Annotated in this window: 9 protein-coding genes and 1 pseudogene; all 10 read left to right on the plus strand. The window is 64.9% G+C overall.

Going from position 1 to position 12,403, the window contains the following annotated elements:
- Window positions 1–111: 111 nt before the first annotated feature.
- Window positions 112–258, plus strand: coding sequence for a hypothetical protein (locus AC067U_RS03200; RefSeq protein ID WP_478827858.1), 147 nt, complete (start codon window positions 112–114; stop codon window positions 256–258).
- A gap of 247 nt (window positions 259–505) precedes the next feature.
- Complete coding sequence (locus tag AC067U_RS03205) at window positions 506–2,674, plus strand: ATP-binding protein (RefSeq protein WP_478827859.1); 2,169 nt, start codon at window positions 506–508, stop codon at window positions 2,672–2,674.
- Window positions 2,675–2,723: 49 nt separating this feature from the next.
- Complete coding sequence (locus AC067U_RS03210) at window positions 2,724–3,404, plus strand: response regulator (protein WP_478827860.1); 681 nt, start codon at window positions 2,724–2,726, stop codon at window positions 3,402–3,404.
- The gene (locus tag AC067U_RS03215) at window positions 3,401–4,495 is read left to right on the plus strand and encodes a ComEC/Rec2 family competence protein (RefSeq protein ID WP_478827861.1); all 1,095 of its coding nucleotides are present in this window, start codon (window positions 3,401–3,403) and stop codon (window positions 4,493–4,495) included. Before AC067U_RS03210 ends, AC067U_RS03215 begins: the two co-directional genes overlap by 4 nt.
- A 130-nt stretch (window positions 4,496–4,625) precedes the next feature.
- Entirely contained in the window at window positions 4,626–5,960 is a 1,335-nt protein-coding gene (locus tag AC067U_RS03220) for a DNA methyltransferase family protein (RefSeq protein WP_478827862.1), read from the plus strand.
- A 645-nt stretch (window positions 5,961–6,605) separates the two neighbouring features.
- Window positions 6,606–7,055, plus strand: a complete 450-nt coding sequence (locus tag AC067U_RS03225) for a hypothetical protein (protein ID WP_478827863.1) — start codon at window positions 6,606–6,608, stop codon at window positions 7,053–7,055.
- Window positions 7,056–7,441: 386 nt separating this feature from the next.
- A complete protein-coding gene (locus tag AC067U_RS03230) occupies window positions 7,442–9,421 on the plus strand; it encodes an NACHT domain-containing protein (protein ID WP_478828275.1) in 1,980 nt (659 codons plus the stop codon).
- Between the two features lie 402 nt (window positions 9,422–9,823).
- Window positions 9,824–10,018, plus strand: a pseudogene (locus tag AC067U_RS03235) (CorA family divalent cation transporter); the annotation flags it as partial.
- Window positions 10,019–10,239: 221 nt separating this feature from the next.
- Window positions 10,240–11,163, plus strand: coding sequence for an NAD-dependent epimerase/dehydratase family protein (locus AC067U_RS03240; RefSeq protein WP_478827864.1), 924 nt, complete (start codon window positions 10,240–10,242; stop codon window positions 11,161–11,163).
- A 4-nt stretch (window positions 11,164–11,167) separates the two neighbouring features.
- Window positions 11,168–12,052 (plus strand): RNA polymerase sigma-70 factor, encoded by an 885-nt coding sequence (locus AC067U_RS03245; RefSeq protein ID WP_478827865.1) that lies wholly within the window; start codon window positions 11,168–11,170, stop codon window positions 12,050–12,052.
- The last annotated feature ends 351 nt before the right edge of the window (window positions 12,053–12,403 follow it).

A 12,403-nucleotide genomic window follows, 5' to 3' on the forward strand; every position in this document is an offset into this window, starting at 1 on the left:
GGAGGCCGCCACCGAGCGCGCAGCAGTTCACTGCGTGCGTGAACCAAAGCACCAGCCCGAACGGCGATGGCGGATGATGATGGTCGAGCGATAGCCGACCCGGGGAGTGCCGTGAACCTGCTGCCGGGCGAGGGCTCGTCCAGCGTCAGCCCGACCTCCGCCCACCACTCGCGACTCGTCAACATCCACACCACCTACAGCCCCGAGAAGGAAGCCCTGGCAGCACTGGCCATCGAGATCCAACGTATGGCTGCATGATGCGACCTGCGCTGGAGGACAGCCGCCGCCGTCCAGGCTCGGCCGGACTACCGGCGGGCTCTTCCGAGGTCAATGCCCTCCCGGCTGCTGCTGGATCCTTCAACTGACCCGAAGCCGAGTCACCGCCTCGGCGGCATGGAGCTTCTTTTCACTCATGTTCGCCAGGGACGAGACAGCTACGATTTCCCGATGGACCGCCTGATCGACCGAGCGGCGGTGCCTTGGTCGCGCCGTACGGGAGGAACCCTTGACGCAGCACCACCTCCGCTTCGCCCCGCAGATCCTCGCCCGGCTCGGTGAAGAGCTGGTGCCACACGCAGACTTGGGAATCATGGAGCTCGTCCGCAACGCCTACGACGCGGACGCCGCTCTCTGCCAACTGCAGATAAGCGAGGCCGAGCAGCCCGGCGGCACGCTCATCATCTCGGACGATGGCGACGGAATGACCGCGGAGCAGCTCGCCAATGGATTTCTCCTCATCGGAAAATCCGGAAAATCATCGAACACTCACACCCCCAAATACCGACGCAAGGTCGGAGAGAAGGGGCTGGGGAGAATTGCTGCCCTGCGCCTTGGCACGCAAGCCAGAATACGTACGCGCTCCGTAGATGATCCCGATTTCGAGCACACCCTGACAATCGACTGGGATCGAATCGACCGATCCGAGGCGGTGGAAGATGTTCCGCTAGCAATCGTGAGTCAACGGTGCGAGGGAGAAACCGGTACGACCGTCGAGATTAGTGGTCTTCGTCAGGGAATCACCGAGCAGGACGCTGGCCGCCTGGCACGATCGGTGCTTATGCTTACGGGTCCTTTTACCTTCGCGGATGGCTCGGCGTTTCGAGTGACCTGCGACTCGCCGGAGTTTGAGAACCTGTCAAAGGTGATCACAGCAGATCTGCTCCAGTGGGCCGAGTTTCGTCTTGTAGCCGAGTTGGACGAGCAAGGCAAAGCATCAGCCACCCTCCTCAACTGGCGCGGTGAAATCATCAAGTCGGCGGGCCATGACGACGTGGGCAGGATGCGCCAAGGCCGCGGCAACCGCGACGCTCCAATGAGGTTTTCTGCGCCGCCAGCCAAGTTCGAGATGTGGATGTTCAATCTGAATCCCGGCGCCTCCAAGGAGGTTCGACTCGCGCAGCAGCCCACAGCCGAAATCAAGGCGTGGCTCAGAGAGGTGGGCGGAGTTCACCTCTACCACAGGCAGTTGCGCGTACAACCCTACGGAGACACGGGTAACGACTGGCTGATCATCAACTTGCGGCGTGTCGCAAGCCCCGAGGTTCGTCCGTCCACGAACAACTCCGTGGGCCGGATTCAGGTGGAGGACTCAGACGACCTCCTCCAACCCAAGACTGACCGCAGCGGCTTCGTGGACAACCTTCCATTCCTGGAACTGCAAGAGTTCGCCAAACGCTCACTGGACTGGTCGGCGGAACAGCGACTCGAACTTCGAGAACAGCGCCGTATTGGCGCGGCACCGAAGGCACGCGACCGGGTCAAGGAAGCCGAGAAACAGTTCCGGAACCTCTTGGAGGCCATGAACCCGAAGGATCCCGATGCGCCAACTCTGGACGGAGTCGCCGATTCCGCAGTACTGGAGTCCTTCACTGCTGGGGCTTCCGAAGTCTTCGACTCACAGCGACAGGAAATCGAAGCGCTCCGCGAAGATCTACTCCTTTACCGGACCTTGGCCACAGTCGGCACCAGCACTGCAGTGTTCGCGCACGAGGCGATGAAGCCGGCAGCTCGCATCATCAACGAGGTCAAAACGGTCAGCCGCCGAGTCAAGCAGCACGTCTCGGAAGACGAGTACAAGGAGAGGTTCCACTCTTCGATCGAGAACTCGATTGACAGCGCCAAGACCCTGGAGACCTTCGCCCGCCTTCCATTGACCCTTCTCACAAAGAAGAAGCGGCAAATCACCGATGTCGAGTTCGACAGGGAGTGCCCGGCGATCATCCGACTCTTTTCCCGCTACCTCGACGAGCGGGGAATCCAGGTCGAATTCGATCTGGACGCGGAGGGGGCGATCGTCCGCAGCACGATCGCCGACATTGAGTCGATCCTGTCCAACCTGATCGTGAACGCCGCGCATGCCTTCACACGTACGGATGCCATCCGGCCCGAGCGCACGATCCGCGTCCGCACACGATTGGTCGCAGAAGAAGACTCGACTCGACTTTGCCTATGCGTCGATGACTCGGGCCCTGGGATCAAGGACATCTCGCTGAGCGCAATCTGGCTACCGGGCAAGACGACACGCGACAATGGGACCGGGCTCGGTCTCACGATCGTCCGCGACATCGTGGCCGATCTGCGAGGCACCCAAGAGGCCCGTGAGCACGGTGAGTTGGGTGGCGCAGGTATCATCGTCTGGCTTCCGGTCCATACCGCCGGGGGCCAAGGGGCATGAGCTGGGGGGACGAGTGAGCGTACGTCCGCTGACAGAGGGATCGTCGGTCGTGGTCATCGACGACGACGCCATGGACGCGAGCAGCATTACGCATCCGCTTCAGGACGCGGGCTTCCTCACGGAGATGATCACTGAGTTCGCGCCGAGCCAAGATGCCGATGCATTTCTCGCTTCTCTCGGCGATCGCTACGACGCCGTGGTGTGCGACCACATCCTCGGCGGCCGTAGCAACGCCCGCTTCACGGGCGCGGAGCTGGTGTGCAAGGCCAACCGGAGAGCGGGTAGGCCTTTGCCCGCTGTCCTCATCAGCAGCCACGTCAACACTGATCAGAACGGAGCGATCTTACGCTGGCGGGAGGGCATCCCGAGCGTTGTCGACAAGAGTGACGCCTCCGACGCGGTGGTGGACGCGCTCCGATACACGCTAGACGAGCTGGCGGGGAACCTCGCGCGGGAACGACGCGCCTTCGCAACTCCGATCGAAGTCCTCGACGTGCGGTCCGAGGGGGAGGAACCCCAGGCGAAGGTGGTCGTGGTCGGCTGGAAGATCGACTCTTCCGTCTGGATGCCGTTGCGCCCGATCGAGGCAGCCACGGGTCTCCGGCCGGAAGAGCTGCCTGGCCGTTGGCTTGAGGCTGAGGTGAACTGCTACGCAAAGGAGGCCTCTGACCTCTTCTATCGCAACATCATCCTCGCTCCCGATCTGCCGCAGGGGTGGCTGACTGCATGAACACCCCGAACACGCCCACCGAACTGCCGCCCAGCGCGCAGCCAGAACGCGACTTAGCTGTCACTATCCTGGACGTCGGGCACGGAAACTCCGCGGTGGTGCGAGATGGTTCGACCTGCGCCGTAATCGACGCGGCCCCTGGCGACATCGTCCAGCGCGAACTGGATCGTGTCGAATGCAGGCACATCGAGCACCTGATCATCTCGCACTCCGACCAGGACCACGCTGGCGGCGGCCCGCAGATCCTGCTCGATCCGCTGCGCACGGTGGGAACCGCCTGGTTCAACCCGGATGCGAGGAAGAGCAGCCGAATCTGGGAGCGGTTAATCCGGGCCGTTCACACTCGTCACAGGCGCGGTGGCTTCGGGGGGCACCAGATGCTGCACACGGAAACGCCTCAAACGCTGTTTTGCGGCCGCGCGAGGCTCGAAGTCTGCCACCCCAGCTTCCTGATGGCCGGCACAGGCCCAACGGACACCTCCCCGACCTTCGGCAAATTGGACACCAATACTGTGTCCATCGTGGTCCGGGTACATCTCGAGGAAGAGCCAGCCGTCCTCCTCGCGGCCGACATGGATGCGGTGGCACTCAAACACATTCGGGAGAATGGCCATCAGCTGTCGGCACCAGTTCTCGTCTTCCCCCACCACGGAGGACTCCCAGGCAAGGCCGATCCGCAGTCCTTCGCCAAAGAGCTGACGGAGCTGGTGGCCCCTCGGCTGATCATCTTCTCCATCCGCGGTGGTCTCCGCCCTGCCAATCCGCATCGGGAGATTATGGCGGGCGTGCGACTGGCGGCACCGGACGCCCACATTGCATGCACGCAGCTATCCGTGCACTGCCATGAGGAGAAGCAGCTCGTAACCGATCGGCACCTGGCAGTGCTCCCAGCTGCAGGCCGCAAATCCGGCAGGGCCTGCGCGGGCAGCGTGACCGTGGCACTCATCGAGGCAGGTCTGCACTTCGACCCGCCTCTGGAGAGCCATAGGTCGTTCGTCGACGGAGGTTCCGTGGCCAACCCGCTCTGCCGACTCCCCATCCCCGGCCCGCGCAAGGCTGCCGACAACGTTCAGCCTGAAGGAAGTGGCTGATGGGCCTTGGCGGGACGGAATTTGGTGATCTGTTCCCAACGCCTCTGAGCCTGCTGCACAATGACACCTCTGCCAATTCGCGTCTTTGATCCAGAACGTAATCCCTTCCGGATCAGCAGGAGGGGGACACGTGAGTATTGCTGCCTACTCAACCTACGCACGACAGCTTGAGTCCTTGGTGACCGACGTGGCCTTGGGTCGTTGGCGCCGTGTGGCGGACGACGTCCAACATGCCCTCAATGGCCAGGCGTCGGCACAACTGCGACGCATCGTCTCGCGAGCTGACCGCCGTACCACGGGATCATTCTTCACGACCGGCGGGGTCCGGCAGTCGTATGAAGAACTGCTGGCGCGCGGCACGGCCCCCGGACGGTCATCAATGATCTGGGACCCCACCTGCGGTGCCGGCGACCTGCTTATTGCCGGCACTTCACAGTTCCCGCTAGGGGCGACACCGGCGGAGACGCTCACCCTGTGGAACCGCCGAGCCAGGGGCCACGACCTTCACGATTCCTTTGTGGCAGTGGCGCGCATGCGGCTGGTCCTGGCTGTACTGGAACGTCACCGGGCTGTCGGATCCGACGCCGCACTCGTGGAACGCCGGTGGCGCACCGCCTTCCCGCGGGTGCAGGTCGGCGACGGTCTACAGGCGCTGCGTGCAGCGGCCGAAGGCCGTGGCTTCGGAGGTCGACTGCTCCTGAATCCCCCCTACGGCATGGATGCGGCGCTCCCCGGATGTACATGGTCGACGGGCAGGACGTCCTTGGCGGCAACGTTCACCGCTCAAGCGTCGGCCGCAATGGCTCCGGGCGGGAGGCTCTTCGCCGTCCTACCCGACGTATTGCGCAGCGGAAGCCGATACCAGTCCTGGCGCGTTCAGTTGGCCGAGCATCTGAAGATGGAGGAGATCCGCCCGCACGGCCTCTTCGACAACCACACCGACGTAGACGTTTTCCTGCTCTCCGCCGTACGGACAAGGGGCGGCCACTCTGGCGCGGTCGCCTGGTGGCCGCCGTCCGCTGTCAGCACGGATAGCGTCATAGGTGACCATTTCCGCGTTGGCGTCGGCCCCGTCGTCGACAACCGAGACCCTCACGACGGGCCGGAGGTTCCCTATCTCACAGCGAAGGAACTGCCGGGCCAAGGTGAGACTGGGCTGCCACTGCGCAGGCGCCTCTTCGGTGGGCGCTTGATTGAACCCCCTTTCGTGGTCATACGCCGTACGTCCCGGCCAGGGCAAGGGGCCAAAGGAGGCGCTCGCGGAACAGGCGTTCTCATTCAAGGTGATCGGCCAGTAGCAGTGGACAACCACCTGATCGTGGCCGAGCCTCTGAGGGGTGGCGTGGCAAGCTGCCGAGAGCTGCTAGAAGTGCTGGATGGGCCCAAGGTCGTCCACTGGCTCGACGAACGTATTCGCTGTCGCCACCTGACCGTCACTGTTGTCCGGTCACTCCCTTGGGGCTGACCTGCGCGTAGGGCAGGGGGAGACAGACAACCGCACAAGTGGCTGGCCGCGCGCACTGGCGAATGGGATACCTATATGTTGGCCATTTGTCTGTCCCTTGGAGTGTCCCGGGCAGACTCCGAAGCCCGAATCCGTGACGCTCATCCCCTGTTCGCGGAGTTCGTGATGGGAGAGGAGGACCTCGTCGCCATACTTCTCGCTCTTGGGCACGTGTTCGTCGTGGCCCGGGTACTGGACGCTCACGGTGAGCAGATCCGCGACCTTTTGTGGACCGCGGCCAGCGCCCGTGAGGGTCCCACGCACCTGCCGTTCGCACCCCGGGCCGGGCCGCTGAGCAGACCTGGTTGCACGGCGTCCACGGAGAGCTGACCACCGAGGTGTAGGACCGGCAATTGCGCCTTCTCTGACAGTCCGCCACAGGCTGCGCGGTCGGGCTTGACGGCTCCTTGACGGCTCCATGATGTCCATGGTGATTCGGCAGCACGACATCGACTCGCTGCCCGACCAGACCCCGGGCCACATCCAGCGGGCACCCCACACTGACAGTGCTGTAAGCCGCATGGAACCACGGGGGGTTGTCAGCACCTAATGCCAAGATGCTGACAGGCAATCGAGTGAAGGGAAACGACGTTGCTTCCAGAAGCAATGACCGCGTTGGCTGCTGCGGCAGGCGCCGGCGTTGTACAGGCGGCCGGTACTGACGCCTGGGAGACAGTACGGAATCGGCTGATCAATCTGTTCGGGCAGGGCAACGGCCATCGTGAGATCGAGATGAGTGACCGTCTCGATCGGACCGTGTCGGCCCTCCAGAACGCTGACGAGGCCGAGGTGCAGGGGCAAGAGTCCATGTGGCGTGATCGAATCACCGCGCTGCTCGAGTCCTTGCCCGAGCCAGAGCGCGAGCAGGCTCTGACCGAACTGCATGCACTGTTGGAGCATGTTGATGCGCACGAGGTCAGCGCCTTGGTCATCGTCGGGCCGGGTGGCGTGGCAGCGGGCCGGGATGTTTCAGTCCGGGCCGATCAGAATTCCGTCGCCGCTGCAGTGATCAACGGAGGAGTGAACCTCCCGGGCCCTCCGCGGCCGGACCGGTAGCGGGGCACTCCGGTTCGGCGACGAAGGTCGGGTTTGCGACAGCAGCGACTCATTCGACCAATACTGTGTCAGCCCTGGCCCAGCACGGCGGCATCGCCGTCGGCTACGCCTCCTCCGTCACAATCAGCGGTGACGTATCGCTCCCCGACCTCGGGACGCAGCTGCGTGCCTATCTTGCCGCTGCTGCTCGGGCAGCACGCGAGCACCCGTATCCGGGTGTGATTCCCGGCGTGATTCCGCCGGAATTGACAGCAGTGTACGTACGGCAGCAAGCCCGACCGTTCACTGCTTCACTGGGTAAGCGTCGTGCTCCGGCTGCACAAGCTGCCAGACAATCTGTGTCTGTACCGGCCAAGACGCTGCTGAAGGGAGACGACCACCGCATCGTGGTCGCGGGTCCTGGTGGCGGGAAGACCAGCCTGCTCCGTCGCCTTCTCGTGGCCGTCGCAGAGGAGCGTCCGGCCAGCGGGGACCAGGGGCGACACCGCAGCAAGGCCCGGGGACGTCGGCGTAATTCCAGGAAGAACCGCAGGTACCCCGTGCTGGTGCCAGCCGCCGCCCTGGCCCGCGAAATGCCGCTGGCCGAGGCGCTCGCAACGCACCTCAACGCCGAACTTCCAGATTTCGGTTTGTCGGTAGCCCTGAGCCCAGAGCTATTTGCGATGCCTCCGGCTCCGCGCGCCCACTGGGACGTGTTCGTCGACGGGCTCGATGAAATCCAAGAACCTGAGGCTCGCAAGCGCGTTCTAGGGAAGCTCCGGAACGCCACACCCGGCCCGAGCGGGGACAGTCTGTACCGCTTCATCGTCACGACCCGGCCACTGGTCAAGAGCGAGCTTGCCCAGCTGGGCAGCGAAGTACACAGTTTCGAACTCCAGCCTTTCGAAAGTAAGGACCTACCAAGATTTACTCGCGAGTGGTTCCGCGCTCTCGGCGTGCGCAACCCCGGACAGGCCTCCAAGCTTTTTCTCTCCGGACTGGAGAGTTCCGGTCTTGCAGAGCTCGCCCGAGTGCCTCTGATGGCAACCATGCTCTGCCAACTGCATGCGGCCGGCGAAGGCTGGGACGAAACTCTTTGCCGCGGCGAGATCTATCGCCGCTTCGTCGCTCTATTACACAAGCGGCAACACAGCAAGGGACCAGGCGGCATTAGGGAACAGACAGGCATGGCACTTGCCCGCTGGGGTGTGGAGGCGATGAACCAGGCCGAGCAGGTACTCGACCACCTTCCCGTACTCATCGGCCGACTGGCCACAGCCACATTCGCTGGGGGTACCGACGCCTCTGTGCTTGACCAAATCGCTGGACAGCCGGAGGCCATGCGACCACAGGCTGTTCCCGAAGCTGAGTGGCGGGACTTCCTTACTGAGACGTTGCGGCGGAGCGGGCTACTGACCGAACGGGCTGGCGACTTCGTATTCCTTCACCAGACCCTGTTGGAGTACCTGGCAGCGCAGCACGACCCCGACCCAGAAGCCACGCTCCTCCGTCACCTCGCCAAGCCGTGGGGCAGGCTCGGACCGCTATCGATCGCAGCGGAACTGGGCCAGGCATGGCTGGACGGGAAGCCAGCCCGCCCTTGGCACTGGGGGCGCAAGGTGTGGAACGATTTGATCAACAAGCCGTCCTATGTCGGCTTCCTGATCGACCTGGTCGTATCCAGTGGGGCACCTACCGCAGCAGCCGAATTCCGGCGCATGGCAGACCGGGGCGGTGTCCTAGCCTGGCGGTCCATCGTGGACCAGGCCCAGATGGGTACGGACCTTCCGAAGGTCATCGTCGAGGCGGCAACCCAAGGCCTGAAGGCATTCGTGAGCGATCCGAGGGCTGACGACAGCGGTCGGAGCATGGTGGCCACGCAGTTGGCGCGAGCTGGGTTTCCTTGGGCGCATGAATCCTTGGCCTCGATTGCCGCGAACGCCGAAGTCGACGGCCTGGTACGGGTATGGGCCGCAACCGCTCTGCACGACATGGGGGATATGCGTGGGCTGCTCTACCTAAAGCAAATCGCAGTCGGCGCGGTGGCCGACAGACTCGTCACCCTGTACGCAGCAGGTGCCGCTGCGGGGATCGGCGAGGAGTGGGGTACCGAGATACTCGCCCACATGGCCAGTGACGACACAGGTCCGTTCAAGCTGCAGAAGCTCTCGGCCCGCGTCCTGACAGAGGCTGGTGACGTGCGTGGTCCTAGGGCTCTCAAGCTACTGGAGGTCGACCCCAGAGGCCGTCTCTCGTGGAGACAGCGCAAACTCAAAGAGTGGGAAACTCAATGGGAGAGGGACATGGACAATCGCCTCCCCGCCCATATCCTCGACTCGGGGACTAGCGCGAAGAGCAAACGCGTGACCGAACGGGACGTAACCTGACATATGAGCCGGCGGCCTCACAGGCTGCGCGGGCACCCAAGGGAACCGCCACGCATGGCGCATGGTCAGTGCAGTTGACAAGAGGCTGTCCTGGGAGAAGGCGTGGGCGCTCGCGGTCTGGGGCCGGAGAGGCGTCTCCGCCCACCACGACCACCACCGCTGCTCCGACTCAGTTTCACTACGTTGCGTAGCCCATCTCGATACTTGGATCGGACTCCTGGCCAGCGGTGATCCGTCTTTCCGGGCAGCCGCGACTGGGGAGAATCTGGGGAGAATGAAGGCCCGTTGGGGAGCGGCTGGGGAGGATCGGCTACACAAAGGGGCAGCACGGCGAAAGGGCCGGAAAGGCGGATCACCGCAGGCCGGACCGGCTGCGCTGGCGGTTCCGCAGGTCAGAGCCGTAAGGGCGACAACTTCAAGAAGATCTCCTCCTGGGCCGCCATCCTCTTTGCACCCACACTCGTGGGAACCATCTACGGCATGAACTTCGGCTCCATGCCCGAGTTGAGCTGGCGCTTCGGTTACCCGTTCGCGGTTGGCTTGATGGGGGTGGTCTGCGTCAGTTTGTATGTGATTTTCAAGCGCCGGGACTGGCTAATGGATTGCCCTATGGGGTACCGGGACTCCTTGGGGAAGGCGCTCTTCGCGCCTGAGCCGCGGAGGGGACCCGGCCACACCTCGCAATCCACCTCCGCGAGGAGTCCGGAGTTGGCCGAGACGGCTGTGATCCAGCCCACTCCGAGAGGGTGTCACGTTCCGCGCCGGCCGTCTGTCTTCTGGACGTCACGGAGACCGAACGAGACCGAGGGAGTGCGGACATGAGGGTTCTGCTGGCGGGTGCGAGCGGTGTCCTGGGACAGCGGGTGGTGTCGGCGCTGACGGCGGCCGGGCACGAGGTGGCCACCCTGGGCCGGGGAGCGGGAAGTTCGGTACGCGCGGACCTGCTGGACAGGCAGACGGTGCTGCGGGCGGTCGACGGGCTGGCCTTCGACGTGGTGGTGCACGCGGCCACCGCGCTGAGCGGGAAGTCCATGATGAGGCACCAGGACATGGCCGGCACCAACGCGCTGCGCACCGAGGGCACCGCCCATCTGCTGGACGCCGCCCGGGAGACCGGGGCCAGGCGGTTCGTGGTGGAGTCGATGATGTTCGGCTATGGCTACGGCGATCACGGCGACGGCCTGCTGACCGAGCACGGGACGGCGTTCGGCCCGCGCCAGAACGACCCCTGGCTGGAGCGGCACGTCGGGGCGGTGCGCACCAAGGAGGAGTTGGCCTTCACCACCGAGGGCATCGAGGGGATCAGCCTGCGGTACGGCCTGTTCTACGGTGAAGGCACCACCGATGTCCATCTCGCGCCGATGCTGCGCAAACGTCAGGTGCCGGTCGTGGCCGACCAGGGGCGGGCGCTCTCCTGGGTGGACGTGGACGACGCCGCCCGCGCCGTTGTTCTCGCGGTGGAGAAGGGCCGGGCGGGAGAGGCGTACAACATCGCCGACGACACCCCGGTCGGCTTCGGGGAGCATCTGCGGGCGGTGGCCGCCGCGTTCGGCGCGCCACGGCCGCTGACCGTACCGCTGTGGCTGCTCAAGCCGGCCCCCCTTGCACACAGCATCATGGGGGCCAATCTCCGTCTGTCCAACGCGAAGGCGAAGTTCGAGCTCGGCTGGGAGCCCCGCTGTACCGGCAGCGTGGCCGGAGTGCAGGCGCTTGCCCGGCGGCTCGCCGTTCCGGCAGCCTGATCCGATGATCGATTCCACGCCCGTCCAGGACCCCTTCTTCGAACACCGGCGGCTGCTGTTCGCCACGGCCTACCGGATGCTGGGCAGTGTCGCCGATGCCGAGGACATCCTGCAGGACGCCTGGCTCAGCTGGTCCCGTACGGACCACGCCTCCGTCCAGCAGCCCAAGGCGTACCTGGTGCGCACCGTCACCAACCTGTCGCTGAACCGGCTCACCTCCGCCCGGGCCACCCGCGAGTCCTACGTCGGACCGTGGCTGCCCGAGCCGGTGCTGACCGGCCCTGACGTCGCGGAGAAGACAGACATGGCCGAGACCGTCTCGATGGCAATGCTCGTGGTGATGGAAAGCCTCAGCCCGATCGAGCGCGCCGTCTTCGTACTGCGCGAAGTCTTCGGCTACAGCCACGCCGAACTCGCCGACGTGCTGGAGCGCCCGGAGCCCACGATCCGCCAGATCGCGCACCGGGCGCGCTCCCACGTGCAGGCCCGAAGGCCTCGCTTCGACACGGACCGCGCCCAGCGTGACGCGATCACCGAGCGCTTCCTCGCGGCCTGCGCCGGCGGTGACCTGAACGCCATGATGGAGCTGCTGGCCCCCGATGTCACCGCCTGGTCCGACGGCGGCGGCAAGGTCACCGCCGCCCGCCGCCCGCTGCACGGCACCTCGGCCGTGGCCCGCTGGCTGCTCGGCGTGCTCGCCAAGCCGGAGTCCCACGGCATCACCCTGCGCGCCATCGAGATCAACGGCGAGCTCGGCATCCTCGCCGCCGTCGGGGACACCCCGGTCGGCGCGCTGTCCTTCGATCTGGTCGACGGACAGCTGCAGAACCTCCGCCTGCAGGTCAACCCGGACAAGCTCGCCGGCCTGGACAACGACCACACCTCCTGAGGCACCACCGCGCGACCCCGCCGGCCTCGTCAGGCCGCCCTGTCCGACGGTGAGCGGTACCGCCGTCGCCGTCGGCATGGGGCTGGTCCTCATCAGTGGACTGGTCTCACGTCGCACCTGTGGGCGTTCACGTATTTCCCCACGATCGATGGTTTCCCCATCACGTAATTCCCCACCTCGGCCGAGGTCGGCACCGACACCGAGTGCGCTCATCGGATGAATGCGGCGGCGTCAGGGCAGCCCAAGGGGAGCTGCACGCGGGAGACGTGGTCGGCTGGTTTCGGTGCCCCTCGTCGACGGTCTGCGGCAGGACGGACTGGGGTTGCCGTGTGGAGCACGTCCGACGGGACG

The sequence above is a fragment of the Streptomyces sp. NPDC043853 genome, assembly GCF_056436025.1.

What these genes read in the sequence shown, in the direction of transcription:
- AC067U_RS03215 (WP_478827861.1), top strand. Translation starts at nt 3,401, where the DNA reads ATGAACACCCCGAACACGCCCACCGAACTGCCGCCCAGCGCGCAGCCA.
- AC067U_RS03245 (WP_478827865.1), top strand. Translation starts at nt 11,168, where the DNA reads ATGATCGATTCCACGCCCGTCCAGGACCCCTTCTTCGAACACCGGCGG.
- AC067U_RS03240 (WP_478827864.1), top strand. Translation starts at nt 10,240, where the DNA reads ATGAGGGTTCTGCTGGCGGGTGCGAGCGGTGTCCTGGGACAGCGGGTG.
- AC067U_RS03225 (WP_478827863.1), top strand. Translation starts at nt 6,606, where the DNA reads ATGACCGCGTTGGCTGCTGCGGCAGGCGCCGGCGTTGTACAGGCGGCC.